Annotated in this window: 17 protein-coding genes; 1 reads left to right on the top strand and 16 read right to left on the bottom strand. The window is 44.7% G+C overall.

The genetic code is table 11. From position 1 onward, the window contains the following. Nucleotides 1–232: 232 nt before the first annotated feature. The 3 genes from CDZ87_RS00780 to ascB all read right to left on the bottom strand — a co-directional run bounded on the left by CDZ87_RS00780 (nucleotide 233) and on the right by ascB (nucleotide 3,345). Nucleotides 233–1,066 (bottom strand): arginase family protein, encoded by an 834-nt coding sequence (locus tag CDZ87_RS00780; protein ID WP_100751851.1) that lies wholly within the window; start codon nucleotides 1,064–1,066, stop codon nucleotides 233–235. A 5-nt stretch (nucleotides 1,067–1,071) separates the two neighbouring features. Beyond that, nucleotides 1,072–1,797 (bottom strand): IclR family transcriptional regulator, encoded by a 726-nt coding sequence (locus CDZ87_RS00775; protein ID WP_422641425.1) that lies wholly within the window; start codon nucleotides 1,795–1,797, stop codon nucleotides 1,072–1,074. Nucleotides 1,798–1,953: 156 nt separating this feature from the next. Continuing rightward, nucleotides 1,954–3,345 carry a 6-phospho-beta-glucosidase gene (gene ascB / locus CDZ87_RS00770; protein ID WP_100751728.1) on the bottom strand — a complete coding sequence of 464 codons (1,392 nt, stop codon included), beginning with the start codon at nucleotides 3,343–3,345 and terminating at the stop codon, nucleotides 1,954–1,956. Between the two features lie 194 nt (nucleotides 3,346–3,539). Between ascB and CDZ87_RS00765 the strand changes: the two genes are divergently transcribed. Next, nucleotides 3,540–3,959, top strand: coding sequence for a universal stress protein (locus CDZ87_RS00765; RefSeq protein WP_100751727.1), 420 nt, complete (start codon nucleotides 3,540–3,542; stop codon nucleotides 3,957–3,959). A gap of 365 nt (nucleotides 3,960–4,324) precedes the next feature. Here the strand turns inward: CDZ87_RS00765 and CDZ87_RS00760 are convergent, their stop codons facing one another. From CDZ87_RS00760 to CDZ87_RS00700, 13 genes are all read right to left on the bottom strand, one after another. Continuing rightward, nucleotides 4,325–6,004 carry a flagellar assembly protein A gene (locus tag CDZ87_RS00760; protein ID WP_100751726.1) on the bottom strand — a complete coding sequence of 560 codons (1,680 nt, stop codon included), beginning with the start codon at nucleotides 6,002–6,004 and terminating at the stop codon, nucleotides 4,325–4,327. Between the two features lie 118 nt (nucleotides 6,005–6,122). Continuing rightward, a complete protein-coding gene (locus tag CDZ87_RS00755) occupies nucleotides 6,123–7,820 on the bottom strand; it encodes a SpoIIE family protein phosphatase (protein ID WP_100751725.1) in 1,698 nt (565 codons plus the stop codon). 17 nt (nucleotides 7,821–7,837) lie between these two features. Further along, nucleotides 7,838–8,137 carry an STAS domain-containing protein gene (locus tag CDZ87_RS00750; protein WP_100751724.1) on the bottom strand — a complete coding sequence of 100 codons (300 nt, stop codon included), beginning with the start codon at nucleotides 8,135–8,137 and terminating at the stop codon, nucleotides 7,838–7,840. A gap of 45 nt (nucleotides 8,138–8,182) precedes the next feature. After that, on the bottom strand, nucleotides 8,183–9,337 hold the full coding sequence (locus CDZ87_RS00745; RefSeq protein WP_100751723.1) for a methyl-accepting chemotaxis protein: 1,155 nt from the start codon (nucleotides 9,335–9,337) through the stop codon (nucleotides 8,183–8,185). A gap of 28 nt (nucleotides 9,338–9,365) precedes the next feature. Further along, nucleotides 9,366–10,403 carry a protein-glutamate methylesterase/protein-glutamine glutaminase gene (locus tag CDZ87_RS00740; RefSeq protein ID WP_100751722.1) on the bottom strand — a complete coding sequence of 346 codons (1,038 nt, stop codon included), beginning with the start codon at nucleotides 10,401–10,403 and terminating at the stop codon, nucleotides 9,366–9,368. Next, a complete protein-coding gene (locus CDZ87_RS00735) occupies nucleotides 10,400–11,050 on the bottom strand; it encodes a chemotaxis protein CheD (RefSeq protein WP_100751721.1) in 651 nt (216 codons plus the stop codon). Before CDZ87_RS00735 ends, CDZ87_RS00740 begins: the two co-directional genes overlap by 4 nt. A gap of 6 nt (nucleotides 11,051–11,056) precedes the next feature. After that, nucleotides 11,057–11,908 carry a CheR family methyltransferase gene (locus CDZ87_RS00730; RefSeq protein ID WP_100751720.1) on the bottom strand — a complete coding sequence of 284 codons (852 nt, stop codon included), beginning with the start codon at nucleotides 11,906–11,908 and terminating at the stop codon, nucleotides 11,057–11,059. Beyond that, a complete protein-coding gene (gene aer2 / locus CDZ87_RS00725; protein ID WP_100751719.1) occupies nucleotides 11,893–14,289 on the bottom strand; it encodes an aerotaxis transducer Aer2 in 2,397 nt (798 codons plus the stop codon). Before aer2 ends, CDZ87_RS00730 begins: the two co-directional genes overlap by 16 nt. 68 nt (nucleotides 14,290–14,357) lie before the next feature. After that, on the bottom strand, nucleotides 14,358–14,822 hold the full coding sequence (locus CDZ87_RS00720; RefSeq protein ID WP_100751718.1) for a chemotaxis protein CheW: 465 nt from the start codon (nucleotides 14,820–14,822) through the stop codon (nucleotides 14,358–14,360). Continuing rightward, nucleotides 14,819–15,334: a chemotaxis protein CheW gene (locus CDZ87_RS00715; RefSeq protein WP_100751850.1), complete on the bottom strand. Its 516-nt coding sequence runs from the start codon at nucleotides 15,332–15,334 to the stop codon at nucleotides 14,819–14,821. The genes CDZ87_RS00720 and CDZ87_RS00715 overlap by 4 nt, the downstream gene beginning before the upstream one ends. A gap of 54 nt (nucleotides 15,335–15,388) precedes the next feature. Further along, on the bottom strand, nucleotides 15,389–17,452 hold the full coding sequence (locus CDZ87_RS00710) for a chemotaxis protein CheA (protein WP_100751717.1): 2,064 nt from the start codon (nucleotides 17,450–17,452) through the stop codon (nucleotides 15,389–15,391). A gap of 51 nt (nucleotides 17,453–17,503) precedes the next feature. Further along, a complete protein-coding gene (locus CDZ87_RS00705; protein WP_038173383.1) occupies nucleotides 17,504–17,863 on the bottom strand; it encodes a response regulator in 360 nt (119 codons plus the stop codon). 14 nt (nucleotides 17,864–17,877) lie between these two features. Beyond that, nucleotides 17,878–18,168, bottom strand: coding sequence for an STAS domain-containing protein (locus CDZ87_RS00700; RefSeq protein ID WP_339373780.1), 291 nt, complete (start codon nucleotides 18,166–18,168; stop codon nucleotides 17,878–17,880). Nucleotides 18,169–18,425: the final 257 nt, after the last annotated feature.

The raw sequence follows: 18,425 nt of genomic DNA, 5'->3' as shown, positions 1-18,425 counted from the left end.
CGTTGGCCGCTACATTATCTTTTGTTCATGAGGAACTGGGTTCACAAAAGATCATTGATGAGCAATGTTGTTTTTAAGTGAGGGATTATCATGAAAAAAATGAGAAAAGCGCAATTGCATCGCGTTCGTATTCAGTACTGGAAAGAGTCGAACAAAAACGCGAGCAATCATAATCACGCGCAAATTCACCGTACTAAGCTGGCTTAACCGCCAGCTTTTGTGTAACTAGCCCCTACGCTGCTCTATCGCGCAAAGCAACCAAGGCTTCCAACTCGTGCAGTATACTTTGCGTCTGTTTCGAGTAGAGATGCTTGTCTTTATAGCCAACCAACTGAATCAGGCGAACTTTGCCACAAATCATTAACTGACGCAGCATTCTATTGACCATTTGTACCTCTAGTGCCGTCTGATTTTCTAACTGGGAACGTGGATAGAGGCAAGCCAAGTCGATATTGATGATCACATCATCACAATGGGTTAAGTAACTGGCCAATTGTTGTTTGACTTGAAAACGATGACTAAAAGAGCATTCTTCCATGGTCAACCAATCACAGCCAAGATCTTGCGCATAGTCAGTCCATCGGTTTTCCACCAGAGCGTGATCGATACCAAGACAAAATAGCCGACATTCATTATAACGAGAAAGAGCAAAGTGAAAGGCACTGCCCTGCTCTGGCTCCAAAGAGTCTTTAAGTTCAAACTGACGCCCGATGTGCACAATACCTAATTCTCGCTTTGGCGAGTGAAGCAAAGGTAATGAGTGAAGTAAGGTTTCACTGTGATTGGTCAACACAACTGGCATAGCCGCAGAGCCTAAACATTGGCTTAAGTGCAACTGGTATTCACCACGGGATCTGACACTCAGATTAAAATGACCACCGTTAAACCAACGCTGGCCGTGATTATCGATCATCCATTGATAACTCTCTTCTAAGTTCTGATTAGCCATATCGAACTCAACCTGACTCATGGGTTTAAGCGATTCGCTTACGCTAAGCATGACTAAACGTTGCGACGTCAGTTGTGCAGAATTATGTTGATTGTGACGGCGAAATAACCCAAACATTTCCATTACCTCTCGGGGGGCAAAGCCCTTGCTGCTTGAAGAACGTGAAGAATAATCCTTTGTTGATTCATTTGAACTCGATGTGCAGGCGCCATCACCGAAATCGCCCCGACCAGTTTGGAACCTTTCATGACCGGAGCGCTGATACCAGATACCCCAACATCAATTTCTGATGTACTCACCGCATAACCTTGACTACGGATCTGCACCAGCTCTTGTTGCCACTGTTCAATGCGTTGGTGCTCGTCAAAATAGCGCAGAATTTTGTCACAGCGAGCCTGAGGCAGGTAAGCGAGCATTACTTTAGATGAGGCGCCTCGTAGCAGGGGTTGACTTTGACCCTGGACGTAGCTGCAACGAAGCGCCTGCATGCTCTCTTTGCGACTAACACACAATGCTCGATACCCGACCGGAACCATGTAAGCGGCCATTTCGCCGGTCTGCTTTTGCAGTCGGTTCAGTACAGTGTCAACCACATCTAAATCGTGCTGACTGGTTTGATAGCTGCGCATTAATAGCAAAGCTGCCGGACCGATGATCAAGGTTTTGTCATTCGGACTTTCTTCAATCAGGTTCCATTCACGCAGCAGCTTCAAATGGCGATATAAGCTACTGATCGGCGTACCTAATTGCTCACTAAGCTGCTTTGCTGTCACAGGGTGATCATTAACTGCAACTTGCATTAAAAGCTGCAATACCTTCTCGTTAACTTGTCCACTATTTTGCTTCATAGAGTTCACACTTATTTGTATCGTCACCTTAGAGTCACGAGCAAATTCTATTCTTATACTGCGAGAATACACAATATCTTTCCGCGGTATTTTCTCACCAAGTGGTAATAACAATAGTTGTAGGTAGAAAGAAGGGAGCTCGAAAGCTCCCTGTCATTATCCTTTGAGTGACTCGCCGTTGGTTTGAATCACTTGCTGATACCAGTAAAAACTTTTTTTACGTTTTCGGGCCAAACTACCACTGCCGTCGTCGTGACGGTCAACGTAGATGTAACCATAGCGCTTACTCATCTCTGCGGTTGAATTAGCCACCAGATCAATCGGTCCCCAACTGGTAAAGCCCATCAGATCAACACCATCTAAGATAGCCTCTCGCGCCTGAACTAAGTGGTCATTCAAATAGGCGATTCGATAGTCGTCGTTAATCTCCCCTTGCGGGTTAATCTCATCACGCGCTCCTAAACCGTTTTCTACAATGAACAACGGCTTTTGGTAACGGTCGTAGAGGAAGTTGAGTAAAATGCGCAGACCTTTCGGGTCAATTAACCAGCCCCATTGGCTCTTTTCCAAATAAGGATTAGGCACACTATCGACAATATTGCCGACCTCTTTATGCTGCTCATCTGCACTGGCGCAGCCGCTAGCGTAATAACTGAACGAAACAAAATCGACGCTGGCACTGGCCAATAACTCAAGATCGCCCGGTAACATCTGCACATCGATATTGTTATCACGGAAGTAACGCAGCATGTAGCCTGGGTACTTACCACGGGTTTGTACATCACCAAAGAACAACCACTTGTTATTCTCATGCATGGCCGCCAATACGTCATCCGGGCTACAAGTGAACGGGTAATTGATCGCCCCGAGCAACATGTTGCCAACTTTGCCATCAGGGATGATTTGGTGACACAAGTTGACCGCCTTGGCGCTGGCCAATAGTTGATGATGAATTGCTTGATAGATGTCCTGCTCCGATGCCTCTTCTGCGAGACCGACGCCGGTAAACGGCGCGTGGAGTGACATATTGATTTCATTAAACGTTAGCCATAGCTTGACCTTGTTTTGGTAACGCTCAAATACGGTGCGTGCATAGCGCTCAAATAGAGTGATCAAATCTCGACTTGCCCATCCACCATAGTTTTCCACCAGCGCATACGGCATCTCATAATGGGAAAGAGTCACAAACGGCTGAATATCGTACTGGGCCAACTCATCAAAAATCTTGTCGTAGTAGGCAAGTCCTGCTTCGTTGGGCTCAAGTTCGTCCCCATTGGGAAAAATACGCGTCCAAGCAATCGATAAACGTAAGCAATTAAACCCCATCTCATTAAACAATGAGATGTCTTCTGGATAACGATGATAAAAATCGATGGCAACATCTTTAATACCCGCACCGCGCTGCTCGCGAGTTTGGTGAGGGCTTAAAATACCGTTTGGCAACATGTCCGAGGTCGATAGCCCTTTACCATCGCCGTCAAAATGTCCCTCAACTTGGTTAGCCGCGATGGCTCCACCCCACAAAAAGTCACTTGAAAACGTCATCATTTACTCCGATCAATTACATTCACTGATTCCAGTGTAGCGATAAAAAACGCCGTAAATGAGGCTCAGTTCACCGAAATAAATTTCCTCGTTTGGCGGCGAAGTAAAGATTTTGCTATTTTCGAGACATTCGCGACAACTTTATTGTCACTTAGAGATTATGCTTAGATTAAGCGAGCTACAATAAGGTCACTATTATGAACTACAAACATATTCTCGTTGCACTAGAACTCAGCGAAGAAACGAAGGAGCTAATAGACAAAGCGAATTACTTAGCGACATTGACCAATGCGGAGATATCCTTCATTCATATTGATGGTTCGCACGGTGAAATCTATCCTGAAGTGGCGGATATTCAAGCCAATGACACTCAACGGCCTTTCGGTGAACACACGATAGCTCAGATTCGCGCTTTTGAAGCCTATAGCGAGCATCCAATCAAGCACATCTTAGTCGGCACCGGCGACTTAGCTAACAAGCTAAAAGCGACCATCGAAGACAAACAAGTTGATCTGTTGCTGTGCGGTCATCATCATGATTTTTGGAGCAAAATTGTCTCATACTCCAAACACTTAGTGGATAAATCGCCGATCGATATTCTTGTTGTGCCTATCTAATCGAGCCAAACTGACAACGGGCTTCCTTTAGGAAGCCCGTTTACAATGTAAATTAGCAAGCGGCTGGCAACCGCACATTATGCTGATTTCTCAGCGCTAGCAGCCACCACTCGGTTTCGCCCTAAACTCTTGGCTTGGTACAGCGCTCGGTCGGCCTGATTGAAAAGCGATCGGCCATCATTCGAACCATCACTTCGCTACGCACAACCAATAGAAGTAGAACAGCGTACCTCAACCCCATCAATGAGTATTGGATGACCAAAAACAGCCTGACACAAAGATCTATGTGAATAAGAAACTTAAACTCTCCTTAAATAAAAAACACCCGCAGTGCTTGCTGCGGGTGTTTTATGGGTGGTAAATCACTAAAGCTGTTGTTCTAAATCATCTTCTTCGAACATCGATGTGAACTTAATTTCAAACTGATTGAATGTAAAAACACTCGCGCCGTGACTACGTTTAGTAATAACCTTTTCATCACCAAACTGGACCGTAACATGACTGTAAACTTTACCCTTAACCTCAACGACTGCTTCTTCGAGGGCAATCTCAAGTTCATTGTCATGGTTATCACGTACGTCTTTAACTTTCTCTAAATATTCATTAGCTGCTTGTTTATCTTGCTCTAGCTTTTGTTCTTGCTCGGGTGTTCGCTCAGACTTAGGTATTTTTTTCAACTCGAGCTCTTTACGCACCAAATTCATGGTACTTTCTTGAGCTTGACTATACTGATCTTTAAGCTTGGCTTTCTTATCTTTGTACATTTGAAAGCGAGCAAAAGCATGCACGTAGGTGGCCGTGTCTCCCTCGACCCCTAAGTTTACACAAGTTATTTTTCCGCCAACCTTGGCGCGGCCACCACTGAGCGTACCTTGCTTTTCAGAAGCATCACAAACCACGAGGTCATGACCACAGCGCAATTCATTACTCATACAGTGAACACTGAGTTTGATATCATTCGCTGCCTGCAGTTCAGAAAACTGTGCGTAGTTGGCGGTGATAGAGCCACCGGATTTTACGACACAGCTCTTTTTCTCGTTCTCAGACACATTGTGGCCAATAATGCCTTTTGCGACTTCAATATCACCTTGAACTTGAACATCCGCTGACTCGATAAATCCGCCGACCGTCAAGGACCCGGTTACTCGAACCACCATATCTGACTCGATATCACCAAGTACGACAACGTTGCCCTTGAATTTCACATGCCCCGTCGCCACACCAATAGTGGGCAAACACAAAGCATTTTCAACGTCGGCACTGCGTTCTTTTAGGATCGGCATGCCCGCAACTTCAGCAATTAAAATGTTCGGATCATCAGGAGAGATTATGGTTCCTTTGCCGACTTTTAACTCGGCATCGCTGCCCGGTTTTGGCGGAATAGGTTTGCCTTGAACAGTCAAGCCAGTCGTCCCTTTGGTCGCAGGAACACGCTTCATTATAGGCTGATTTTCCGCAACATTTATGGTTTCGCCTAAATTAAGCATATCAACTTTACCACCAGGAGAAGATTCCTTAGGCGCGAGTATTTGTTTGGTGGGATCGTCAACCAGTGGAATAAATTTAGCGTCAGTGCCTTGGATGGGATCTTTACCTTTGGCGATGGGTTGGGTAAATGTTTCGCCTGGTTTTAACTGATGACTCATCACCAAGACTTTTTTTAGTGCTAGTTTGTTGATGCCTTTGGTTACATGCGCTTCTGCTAGCGCTTGAACAATTTGCGGCCCTCTTAACGGCTTTCCTCGATAAGGCCCAGTGACGATCATACTTGCCAGCATATCTTGCTCAGAAAGCTCAATCTTAATTGACGCATCTCTGACTTCAGCGATAGCAACCCCAACGTAGGCCTCGCTCTTCATTTCCTTGGCGTAATTGATAAACTTAGTCACCGCCTCTTCGATTAGATAAAGGTCACTTGCATCTATCGCGGCAAGTGCTTCGTTTAGGCCGCGCGTATCGAAATTTGAGTCAACAGTAATATCAGACAAAAGCTTAGCTATTACCTGAGTGTTATCGTCAGAAAACGCGACAAATTTATCCCACATGTCATTCTGTCCTTAATACTTCCAGACTTCAGTGTATAGAAAATATTCGCGGGACTGTATCAAAAGTGTGACGTTTTAAGGCTTACATCACTAGATGTTTTTTACACTGTAAATAACCCTAGCTTGAGCTCGGAAAGTGATGCGCTACCGACAGTGAATAAACCGCAGTAACACTTCGCCCCTGTTTCGAATATTCTAATGAATCACATAATTCAGAAGCAAGAACAATGCCGCGACCATGTGTGAATGACTTCTCTGGGCTGCTACCGCGTATGTGATAGTCAAACCCTTCACCATTATGCTCTAGCTGCATGGTTAAGCGTGCCTGAATGGGATCATAGTCAATCATGAGCTCAACCCACATATCATCGCCGATCTGCTTCAGCTTCTGTTCGCGAAGTTGGTAAAATAGAAAAAACCCGTCCTGCTCCTCTTTAATTGACGAGTCCAATTTTAACAAACCATGTTCAATTGCGTTGGCAAACAACTCAGAAAGCACTGAACAAACCAAATCAAGATGCACACCACCGTGTAGAATACCGGCTAGAAATTTACGAACCTCTGTCATCACGCTAATGCCACGCAACGCGCTGCCACATAGCTTAAGATTTGATTTGATAGGTATATGATTAAGAACGACCTCATTAGGCGGTGCAATTTGGCTGTTAGCATTTGAAATAGGAAATGTCATGGCTAAGATAGATAAGTCATCGCCTACCGTTTTATCGGCAAACTGACGGACTGAATCGTAAAGTGTTGGGATAATGGCGCGATTTTGTTTGAATACTTTCTCTAGCCGTTCTTGGCCAAACTGCTCGCCATGTTCATCTGAGGCTTCGATGACACCATCGGTATAACAGATAATTTGTTGATCTGGCTCTAAACGGAAATTGACAATGTCTGCTTCAAATTCGTACGGCTTAAGCACCCCAAGCGGCATGTGAGTTGACACCAGACGGTGTACGATGTCTCCTTGACGATCAATCAAATACCCGTCAGGTAACCCTCCTCCCCACCAAGACACTTCAAAGCCATTAGCACGCACTTCAAAAATACTCGCGGCAAGCATCATACCCATCGGCAGAAAGCGCACCAATACTTCATTCACTTCACGTACAATTTCTCCCAAAGATAAACCTTTTGACGCCATCGAAAAAAAAGCGCGGGTAGCCGGAATAGCCGAAATGGCAGCAGGCAGACCATGCCCGGTCGCATCAGCAATCATCACATAAACGCCACCATGAGGTCGATTGGCGACCACGATTAAATCCCCATTGAATACGGTTGAAGGGGTCGAAAGATAATTGATGCCATAGATATTTTGCACTTGGGCACTCATCTCAAGCATCAGATTAGAAAAGATAGACTCGGCTATCGCATATTCATAACGCACTTGTTCATGAAACTGGCTTAGTTCATCACGCTGCTCCATCACTTGGTTGTGTATGCGGACAATACGATAGTGAGCTTGAACTTTAGCCGTGATCACACTGCGTTCAATCGGCTTGAGAATAAAATCATCGCCATAATTTAAGCAGCGCTCAAACGACGTATCGTCGTCCAACACCGTTAAAAATATAATTGGCATATGTATATCAGGAAAAGCATGTCGAATTTCTTGGGCAGTGGTAAAGCCATCTTTCACTGGCATCATGACATCAAGCAAAATAACATCTGGCAGAGACTCCATTTGTTTCATTGCCGCTACAACACCTTGACCATTTTCAAACGTAGTCACCTGCTCGGCGAGATGACTCAACATAAAACGACATAGTTCTCTATTCGTTGCATGGTCGTCTACGATCATTACATGCATACGATCTCCTTCGTCATTTACTCAATATCGAATTTTTTATCGAATCGAGAAATTGTCAGTATTTTCCTCACTTGAGGTAATGTGTTGGTGATACGTATCGTGCCATCTTGTTGGCCGAGATAATTGTGCATATTGAGTAACATACCTAAACCAGCGCTATCGATGTAATCAACTTTACGCAGGTCGATGGTAAAACGAAACTCTTGACGATCACTGTAACTACGCCGAAAATCTTGAACCAGATTAAATCCGAAAGCCCCCTCTATCATTATCGTTATATGCTTTGCTGTAGAGTCTACTTGTGCTTCTACTGTCATCGTTTATTCCTCACTATCTGTCGTTTTCGGCTCGCGATATGTTTTTTAAAACAGCTCTACCTCACCTTCTTCTATGCTGTGCTGTGCAGCGGCGGGCGCATCACGATCAGAAATCTGCTGTTGTAGTTGATTAGCTTGCTGGGTGAACTCTTGGGTTGACAACGATCCGCTATCGTGACGCTGACAAAGCTCAGAGAGTGAATGCAGATAGCCAACGCTATGCTTAGCATAATCTCCTTGTTGAGTGATGATGTCGGCAAATTGCAACGCGCGAATTCCGTTGTCAACTTGGACTCGCAATCTATCGCCACTTGAACTTATTTTATACACCTCTTGCTCTACAGATCGACTCATCCGTTGAACCCCTTTCAACATTTCATCGACTTTTTCTTTTGATTCGATCGCCTCTGTCATGTCAACCGAGGCCATTTCCCCCACGGTTTTATTGGCTTCCTCAACCGTTTTTTGTGCGATGTTAATTTCGGCCTCGATCTGTCTATTTAACTGTTCTGCTTTTACAGAAAGATTACGCACCTCTTGTGCCACGACAGCAAAGCCACGCCCTGCGTCCCCGGCTCGTGCAGCCTCTATCGCAGCATTCAATGCCAACAAATTGGTTTGCTCTGATAAACCTCGCACTTGTTCAAGTAGTTTGAACACCGTGACAAGCTTGTCAGACATATCATGAATACTGTGCACCGCAGAAATACTCTTATCCGACACATTGATCAGCGTATCGACAAATTGACGAATGATGACTTCAGTCTTGGGCAACACATTACTGATATCGCTCTCGTTATCTTGATTACCGAGTAAATTCTCAACCAACTCTGAGGTGATTTTATTCTGCTCTTCGGATAGTTGCTGTAAGGCAAAATAGCTTTCATTTAACGTCTCGACAGATTCATCAACGACGCTGCGCTGATGATCAAGCGGTTCACTTAATTGATGAGAAATAAGATCCAGTGTCTGACTAATATAAAAACGAGAGATTTCTTTTTCGCTCGTCTCTATGACGACCGCACTTGCTTGCGTTTGTTGTTTTTGAATGACAAACCAAGGAATAGCTGCCGCAAGAATCATCATCGCGACATTGACGATAGAGGAGGCCATATTGAGTGCAATAAATAACAGCATAATTTGCAGGCCGATAGCAACCACATAGCGTTTTTTTACATTAAGTTTGTTGTCTATTAGCATTTTTGCTTCCTTGACATAATGTCAGCAACTAACCATCCGGTGAAAGATAATGAACGATTTGTTGTGCTACTTTGTTAATATCGACAACCGACAGTGCTGCGCCCATTTCGATCGCAACACGTGGCATCCCCCATACAATCGATGAGCCTTTGTCTTGTGCAATAGTTCTAGCGCCAAGTTGTTTCATGCGGAGCATTCCATGCGCACCGTCTTGGCCCATACCCGTTAAGATGACGCCAATCGCTTTTGCGCCTACCGTTTCTGCAACAGCGTCAAACATGACATCTACCGATGGCTTGTGACGATTTACCGCAGGTCTGTCATCAAGTTGACAATAGAGGTGCCTGCCCCGCCGTAATACCGTTAAGTGTTTATCCCCGGGAGCGAGATACGCGCAACCCTGAGTTAATGGTGCTTGAGTTGCTGTCAGCTCTTTGACTTCGATATCACTGTAATCATTTAAACGCTGAGCAAACGATGCGGAAAACTTCGCACTAATATGTTGCGTTATCACAATTGGAGGTAACCCTGATGGTAAGGAAGACAATACTTTTCTCAACGCTTCTGTTCCTCCGGTGGACGCGCCTATTGCGATCAACTCGATGTGATGATGATGCTTAGGTACCACCAATTTTTCTGGAGCAGAAAGCATAACCGAAGCGACATTGGCACCTGCGGCAACCTTAATCTTATCGTTGACAAGACTTTTGTAGTTGAGCATCTCTGCGGTATTTTCTACCGATGGCTTGGGAAAGTAGTCGACAGCCCCTAATTCGAGCGCGGCAAGCGTAGCATCCGCTCCATGTTGAGTTAAAGTCGAAATCATCACCACAGGCATGGGGCGCAAACGCATTACGTTTTTTAAAAACTGGACCCCATTCATTTTCGGCATTTCGATGTCTAACGTCAGCACATCGGGGTTGTGTTGTTTAATCAACTCGCGCGCTTGAAGCGGGTCTTCCGCTGCAGCAACCACTTCTAGATCAGGATCTGAGTTAATTAACTGTGACAACAACGCGCGATAGACAGGTGAGTCATCCACAATCAATACTCGTATCTTTTTCATAAAAATAACTCCACGTCATCAGACTGATGATGGCTCTGTTTACCAAGTTGGTCAGCGTATTGTTCTTCTTGGTGTTGCAAACGATAAACTTCAGGAAATGGAATTCTTTTTAACCATGCTTGCCCACTAACAGGGTCGAAGAGTACTTTTCTTGGCTCTAATCCTCCCAAGTCTTGCGAGATAACCGTCATGCCTTCTTGTGCAACATAATTGAGAACAAAGGCGATATTCTTTTCGCCGATCATTGAATTGCGCCCCATCATTTGCGCACCACCAAACAGCTTCAAGCGCAGCGACTTACGTTGTGCTCCGCGCTCAAGCATGGCATTAAATAACATCTCCATGGCGTAACTACCGTAGCGAGATGCGGTCGATACAAGCTCTTCAGGCTGCCAAGATTTGAGCTGTGATTTGCTATCAAAAGGCAATAGAAAATGGTTCATCCCGCCAATATGCAGCTTAGAATCCCAGATACATGCCGCGACACAAGAGCCCAAACCAGTTGCGATCAACTCATCCTCAGCGTCAGTACAATAGACACCACCAGGAAGCACTTTAACGATGTGTTTATCTTTTAGTGGGTGATAAAAACGGTTAAAGTGACTGTTTTCGTATTGTGGTGGTATCAATTTCGAATCTCGCAACATTGCCCCCTATTTTTTAACATAAATGGTATGGCCCAAGTGATGAAACAAATTCATATCCGCTGGTACACTTTCTGAGTGGCCTAAAAACAGCACGCCATTTGGCTTAAGCTGCTGGTAGAATCGTTCGAGTAGCTGCCGCTGGGTATTTTTATCAAAATAGATCATCACATTGCGGCAAGCGATCAGATCAAACACCTGCTTAAATTGCCAGTTCTGCAATAAATTAAGTTGACGAAACTCGATCAACTGCTGCAAGCCGACTCTGCTCTTTATCTTGCCTTCTTGCACACCAGTCCCTTTAACGAAACATGGCTTAAGGTACTTCGCCGGAATACTCGACACCGCCGCGTTATCGTAAATACCAAGCTCTGCGTGGCGAAGTACTTTAGTATCAAGATCAGTTGCTAAGATTTTCACATCTTTGATATGTTCCAACACGTTAGCCCAGTGCAACGATGCCACTAAGCTGTAGGGCTCTTCCCCAGTCGAGCAACCCGCCGACCAAATACGCAATTTATTCAGCCCTTGTTGCTGCCACTCCTTAATCAATACCTTTTCGAGAAAATCAAAATGATGATATTCGCGAAAGAACTGAGTTTTATTGGTCGTCAAGCAGTTGATGAAATTCGCATGTTCTTGCGAATCTTGCTCTATGACCTGACGATAATCGCTAAAGCGGCGTAGGCCTAACCGCCTTAATTGACGACTAATACGCCCATACACCATGGTTCTTTTACGATCGGAAAAGTAGATGCCAACGTTCTTGTGCATGAACCACTGAATATATTTAAAATCTTTATCCGATAGCTCAAACTCATCTGACACTGTCTTTTCGGATTGTGCTAGAACTCTTGCCATTCGTCCCCATCCTCTTCCAGCTTGAAGCTCGAATTTGCGACTTTTGGTGTTCTGATCTCTCTAATATTCGTATCTCGACTTGCTGAACCAGGTTTTGACTCAAACGTCGTCACATTCGTATCTGTGACAAAGAAATTCATTAAATGGAGCAGTTGTTTACCTTCATCTTTGAGAGATTGGCTTGCAGCTGACGTTTGCTCGACCAAAGACGCATTTTGCTGCGTCATTTCATCCATAGTGGCCACCGCTCGATTGATTTCATCAATACCTGTCGACTGCTCTTGGCTAGAAGAGGCGATTTGTGCAATCAGCTCAGTCACCTTCTCGACGGCATCCACGATTTCATTCAGTGTCGCACCAGACTCATCGACCAGGCGTGAACCTTCATCCACTTTTTCTACACTGTCTTTAATCAAGCTTTTAATTTCTTTTGCCGCTGCCGCGCTGCGCTGCGCTAGATTTCGTACTTCACCCGCCACTACCGCAAAACCGCGGCCTTGCTCACCAGCCCTGGCAGCCTCAACTGCCGCATTCAGTGCCAATAAGTTAGTTTGGAATGCAATTTCATCAATGACACCGATAATGTCAGCAATCTTCTTGCTCGCGGTGTTAATCTCTGCCATCGCCGACACCGCCTGACCGACCACTTCTCCACCTTTACTGGCTTTTTTCGCTGCATCATCAGACAGTTCATTCGCACCACGGGCATTATCGGCATTTTGACGTACCGTTGCCGTCATCTGCTCCATACTAGCTGCGGTTTCTTCTAGGTTAGAGGCCTGAGCTTCAACGCGTTGGCTCAAGTCGTTATTACCTTCTGCAATTTCCGTTGATGCGGTTGCCACGCGTGCCGATGATTGAGTGATTTTCTCAACCATATTGCGTAAATTCACAATCGAGGTATTCACCGCGTGGGATAAACGAGCAAATTCTCCGGTATTATCATCCGGCATGGTGATATTGAGATTGCCATCAGCAACTTGACTCATCACATCAATACATTGTCCAAGGGGAGCAACCATGGTATCGAGAAGGTTATTAATACCGTTACCCAATTCACGCATAAAGCCGTTATACACACTGGTATCAATACGATCCGTCAATTCTCCAGCAATGGCTTTTTGAATTAATGACTCGACCTGACGCTGGCCATCTTGCTGCTCGGTAATATCGATCCACTGCAGCGCTGGGCCAATATAGTTACCTTGGCTATCGTGCATCGCGATACAGGTTAAATTAAATTCGAGTCCCCCGACGCTAATGTTGGATGAAAAAGGTAACCGCTCAGGATTGGCGATAAGGTTACGTTGATGACCTGGATTCTTATGGAAAACATCGATATTTTTCCCAACCAAATTACTTGCATCAAAACTGGGGAAAACTTTTTGCAAATCACTTTCACGACTGCGCATTAAGTTCTCTAGAGAAGGATTTAAGTAGGTAATGATGCCTTCTTTATCAGCCATCATTAGGTTAGTGGTCATCCCAGCTACCGCAGAGGCTAAGCGACCAATTTCCTCTTCTTTAACACGCTCTTGAGTCACGTCTCGCCACTCAAGTGTATTGCCAATATAATTTCCCGATGCGTCATGAATAGCGGCAACATTCAATTCGATCTTAAGATCTTGAATTTGAATGTCGGTGCTGAAAGGCAAGTTCGTTGGATCAGCAAGTAACGCTCGTTGACGAGCCGGATTACGGTGAAAATCATCAATACAACGCCCCATCAACCACTCTTCACTCGCAGTAAAACCTGTCCAAACACTGCGCATCGTCGCTTCGTGAAGGCCAAATAGCTTCAGCGTTTCTTGGTTGATATAGGTGATGAGAAAATCTCGGTCTATCATTACCATCGCAGTTTGTGCTTGATCAATCGCCGCTTGAAGACGACTCAATTCCTGTTCCTTGCGAATACTGTCGGTAACATCAGACCATTCAAGAGTATTACCGACGTAGTCACCAGACTCATCAATAATCGCTCCGACATTAAGTTCTATTTTGACATCCTTAACATTAATCGTAGTAATGTAAGGCAGGTTTGCCGGATTCGATAATAGCTGACGCTGATGACTAGGGTTGGCATGGAACAAGTCAATGCAGTATCCCAATAAAAAGTCCTCAGAAGCCTTAAAGTTTGGCCATACGGATTGGAATAAGACTTCATGAGTTTTAAACAACTCAAGTGACTTGCTATTGAGATAGGTGATGTTGAAATCACGATCGATCATCATCAATGCCGTTTGTGCCGCATTGAGTGCAGAAAAAAGCTGACTTTTGCTTAAGCCTTGCTCTTCTTCGATGTCAAACTCCTGCGTGAGTGTGTCCTGCGTTGGGGCGACAAACTGAGTTTCAGGCGCAGTATTTCTATTCCAAAATGCCATGAGTTACCTCTCACTGGTTATTTCATCTGAGGTTGTACCAAAACGAATAAACTGTCATTACGTTGGCATTAAGCCCAACTCTCTTCCGTTTGGCTGAGTTGCGCGAGCTCTGTTGTATCGAACAAAGCTTGCATATTAATTAGAACCATATGTCCGTTGGGTACCGAAACAATGCCTTGCACATATCGATGATCAACATCGACACTGACGTGCGGCGATGGCTTTATTTGCTCATTAGTCAGTGAATACACTTCTGACACCCCATCCACGATAATGCCCAGGGGATGACGTTGCTGATCATTCAGTACAATCACAACCGTTGTCGCGTTGATTTCGGCGTCAGATAAACCAAAGCGTAATCTCAAGTCAACAATCGGTATGTACTCGCCACGAATTTCCAGTACGCCTTGCATATAGTTAGGAGAATTGGGCACCTTCCTCACCGGTGTCCAGCCCCTGACCTCTCTGACATCGAGAATGGGCACGGCATACTCCTCGTCTTCAAGCAAAAAACTGAGGAATTCCTTAGTCATATTGGGTTCCTTAAAATCCGCTCAATATTGAGCAGTTCATCCGTATCAAGCAGAGACATTACACGCTCACCAACATTCACAATGCCTTGAAGGTATGGCGTAACCAATGAATCGCCAACACTCGGCGACAGCACATTGTCCCCCTGACTCACGACATCACTGACCGCATCGACCACCAGTCCCATCATTTTGTCATCGTTATCACCACTGGAACGCAGTACAATCACCACGGTGGTTGGCAGGTATTGACACTCTCCGACCGAAAATCTTGCTCGAAGATCAATGATCGGAACGATCATGCCGCGCAAGTTGATCACGCCCAGCACAAAACTCGGTGAACGTGGTATAGGCGTTGGTTTCTCCCACACACGGATCTCTTCAACATCTTTGATATCAACGCCATAGAGTTCATTGGCTAACTCAAAACTCAAAAAGTCGGCATTTTCACTGACTTCATTACTCACGGCTTCGTTAAGAGCATCGACTTCGGTAAGGTGTACTTGCGATGACATCGCATTGTGCTCGGGTTGGGGTTTATCTATGCTGATGCTGTCCATCGCAACTCCCTAAGCGGCCAAACCATTGTGTGAGGAATCGTTACTACGATGGGTAAAGCCAGTAATCAAACCTTGAATATCTAAAATCAGTGATACCGAACCATCACCTAAAATGGTGGCACCAGAAATTCCAGCGACTTTACTGTAGTTAGATTCGAGGCTCTTAATCACAACCTGTTGTTGATCAAGCAGCTCATCAAGCAGCAAGCCGACGCGATTCCCCGCCGCTTCGACAAAGCAGATCAGCTGTCGGTCAAGCTTTCCGCTAACGCCCATCTCCAATTCATCTTGCAGGCGCAAAATCGGGATGTTCTCGTCACGTAAACGGTAAAGTTCAACGCCTCCTGAAGCTAACTTAATGCTCTCAGGGTCAATTTGTATCGACTCGACAATAGTGAGCAAAGGAATCACGTAGACCTCGCCACCCACTCTAACCAACTGACCATCTAAGATGGCTAATGTCAGTGGCAAACTTATAATAAAACGGCTACCTCGCCCTAGCTCAGACTCCACTTCAATGTGGCCACTTAGCTCTTCGATATTGCGTCGAACAACATCCATCCCGACCCCACGTCCCGAAATATCAGAGACTTGTTCTGCGGTCGAAAATCCGGGAGCAAAAATAAGATTCATCAGTTGCTTGTCAGAAAACTCTTCGCGGCGAGAGTCACTCGGCAATACGCCTTTTTCCAGCGCTTTGTTCCACAACTTGTCGCAATCGAGACCGGCACCATCGTCACTGATTTCAATAACAATTGAACCGCCTTGATGGTAAGCGTTGAGCTCTATCGTCCCAGCAGAGGGTTTGCCTTTTTCAACTCGAACAGCGGGAGCTTCTATACCGTGGTCAATGCCATTTCTGACTAGATGAACTAAAGGATCAACAATGCGCTCTAACACGGTTTTATCTAATTCGGTTTGTTCACCCTTTATTTTCAGATCTACTTTTTTATCAAGTCGACCAGAAAGATCGCGAATCAAACGAGGGAAACGACTAAAAGCAAAGCTAACTGGCAACATACGGATATTGAGTACGTTCTCTTGCAGATCTTTACTATTTTGCAACAGTTGTTCGAGACCGGATTTGAGGTTATCCAGTTTATCCAAGGAAAAATCGTTGCCAATTTCTGTCAGCATCGATTGGGTAATGACCAATTCCCCGACCAAGTTAATTAAGCTGTCCACTTTATCAATATCGACGCGAATTGAACTAACGCTAGATTCGGGTTTGGTCGTTTTCTGCCCTGGCTTAGCCACCGTATTTTGCTCAGTCGGAGCAAGACTGCCTGCCAGAACCTCTTGCTCAACTAATGGTTCTACGCCAGATTCTGTGGGGGAAAGTTCAAGACGTTCAATTATGAGATCGCATTCATCTTCAACCCATTCAAATATCTCGGTTATTTGTTCTCGTTCAATAGAAGCGCCAAGCGTTGCAGACCAACTCAAATAACAAAGTTCAGATTCAATCGCTTCTATCTCGGGTAAACGAGAGCAGTCAACTTGGATCACGCAACTCTCATCAAGCTCATTCAACTCCCTTAATATCCTTAATGGGTCATTGCCACTAAAAAACATCTCTTGGTGAGGGGCAAAATGAATCAGCCATGACTGCTCACTGGCATCGGTTTCAACAGCATCGGACGGCTCGGCATTACTGTCCGTTACCTCGTCAGTGGATGACGCTGGTTCATCAAGCAGTGCCACCAGATCTTGCGTAACTTGCTGCTTGAGCTCGGTATTAACCTCACTCCCCAGTTCATGACCTTCAAGCATATTGTGAATACAGTCACCACTTTTGAGCAGCAAGTCGACCGTTTGCGCAGTGAGATGACGCTGATGATTACGGACCAAATCTAGGTAGGCTTCGACACTATGAGTAAACTCACTGATGTCAAGGAGGTTAAACGTCCCTGCCCCACCTTTAATAGAGTGTGCAGCACGAAAAATCGTATTGATCGACTCGTCATCGACCTGATCGACCTGCAAATTCAGCAGTATTTCTTCAAGCACATTAAGATTTTCACGACATTCTTCGTAAAACATCTTGCGCAGTTGTTCCATGTCTAAAGCCATTATTCGCCCTACCGTGTGACGTTGTCGTGACGACATATACTATTTTCAAGTTTAAATTACGCGTTTTAATGTTTTTAGTAGCGTGTCAGGATTAAATGGTTTTACTAACCAGCCCGTCGCACCAGCAGACTTACCTTGTTGTTTTTTTTCAGTACTGGCTTCGGTGGTCAACATTAAAATTGGAATAAACTTATACTGAGGCTTTTCACGTAATGCCTTAACCAGTTCAAATCCCCCCATGTTAGGCATATTAACGTCCGAAATAACGACATCAAATTTAGCGCTTGTTACTTTACTTAAAGCATCGCGACCATCGTTCGCTGTCTCGACCTCATATCCTGCATCTCGCAGAGTATGGCTCACCATTTGGCGAATCGAAACAGAGTCATCTACAGCAAGAATTTTTGTCATATCCTTTCTCCAACTTAGTGATGAATATCAAGTTGATTATTTAGTCCAAGAGTCGTAATACTTTCGACGAGAAGTTCCGTCGGATGCAGTAGGCGAATAGTGACTTGATTGGATTTGGCACTAGCAAACAACGCTGTGAGCGCCTGCAAGCCAGCCGCATCGACTCGCTTAACGTTCGACGCATCTATTGCTAGTGAACCGTCGCTGGTTAACCAATGTTGGTATAAATTAGTGCTATCAAGAACCGTCGAAATATCAAGGTTCTCGGGTAATAAATATTCCATTTCATCACCGTGCTGCTTTATTATTGTTCCTAATCACATACTAATCGTGTTGCTTATAATGCAGTGTAGGAACATTTCAACAATACGCAAGCCGATACAATAGACATATCTGGGGAGCAGCCTCTCATTACAGACATAGTTATAACTATTTTTATCTATTAATTAGCTAGTTAAATTGAGTTTTTTATCTAATAAAAATTTATGCTATTGATACATATAATGTTTAATGTCGTCATATATAAATCATTCTTCAGACATGATACGAGGATAAGGAAAGG

The sequence above is a fragment of the Vibrio salilacus genome (assembly GCF_002811245.1).
In the GTDB taxonomy this organism is placed as follows: Bacteria; Pseudomonadota; Gammaproteobacteria; order Enterobacterales; family Vibrionaceae; genus Vibrio; species Vibrio salilacus.
Note: the sequence above shows the minus strand (reverse complement) of the source record. Positions and strands in the feature narration are given on the sequence as shown.

Bases quoted from the DNA above. Each gene is read 5' to 3' on its own strand.
- CDZ87_RS00740 (WP_100751722.1), bottom strand. From the start codon at position 10,403: ATGAAAAAGATACGAGTATTGATTGTGGATGACTCACCTGTCTATCGC.
- CDZ87_RS00745 (WP_100751723.1), bottom strand. From the start codon at position 9,337: ATGCTAATAGACAACAAACTTAATGTAAAAAAACGCTATGTGGTTGCT.
- CDZ87_RS00720 (WP_100751718.1), bottom strand. From the start codon at position 14,822: ATGACTAAGGAATTCCTCAGTTTTTTGCTTGAAGACGAGGAGTATGCC.
- CDZ87_RS00730 (WP_100751720.1), bottom strand. From the start codon at position 11,908: ATGGCAAGAGTTCTAGCACAATCCGAAAAGACAGTGTCAGATGAGTTT.
- CDZ87_RS00760 (WP_100751726.1), bottom strand. From the start codon at position 6,004: ATGTGGGATAAATTTGTCGCGTTTTCTGACGATAACACTCAGGTAATA.
- CDZ87_RS00735 (WP_100751721.1), bottom strand. From the start codon at position 11,050: ATGTTGCGAGATTCGAAATTGATACCACCACAATACGAAAACAGTCAC.
- CDZ87_RS00775 (WP_422641425.1), bottom strand. From the start codon at position 1,797: ATGAAGCAAAATAGTGGACAAGTTAACGAGAAGGTATTGCAGCTTTTA.
- CDZ87_RS00715 (WP_100751850.1), bottom strand. From the start codon at position 15,334: ATGTCATCGCAAGTACACCTTACCGAAGTCGATGCTCTTAACGAAGCC.
- CDZ87_RS00780 (WP_100751851.1), bottom strand. From the start codon at position 1,066: ATGTTTGGGTTATTTCGCCGTCACAATCAACATAATTCTGCACAACTG.
- CDZ87_RS00755 (WP_100751725.1), bottom strand. From the start codon at position 7,820: ATGCATGTAATGATCGTAGACGACCATGCAACGAATAGAGAACTATGT.
- CDZ87_RS00705 (WP_038173383.1), bottom strand. From the start codon at position 17,863: ATGACAAAAATTCTTGCTGTAGATGACTCTGTTTCGATTCGCCAAATG.
- CDZ87_RS00710 (WP_100751717.1), bottom strand. From the start codon at position 17,452: ATGGCTTTAGACATGGAACAACTGCGCAAGATGTTTTACGAAGAATGT.
- aer2 (WP_100751719.1), bottom strand. From the start codon at position 14,289: ATGGCATTTTGGAATAGAAATACTGCGCCTGAAACTCAGTTTGTCGCC.
- CDZ87_RS00750 (WP_100751724.1), bottom strand. From the start codon at position 8,137: ATGACAGTAGAAGCACAAGTAGACTCTACAGCAAAGCATATAACGATA.
- ascB (WP_100751728.1), bottom strand. From the start codon at position 3,345: ATGATGACGTTTTCAAGTGACTTTTTGTGGGGTGGAGCCATCGCGGCT.
- CDZ87_RS00765 (WP_100751727.1), top strand. From the start codon at position 3,540: ATGAACTACAAACATATTCTCGTTGCACTAGAACTCAGCGAAGAAACG.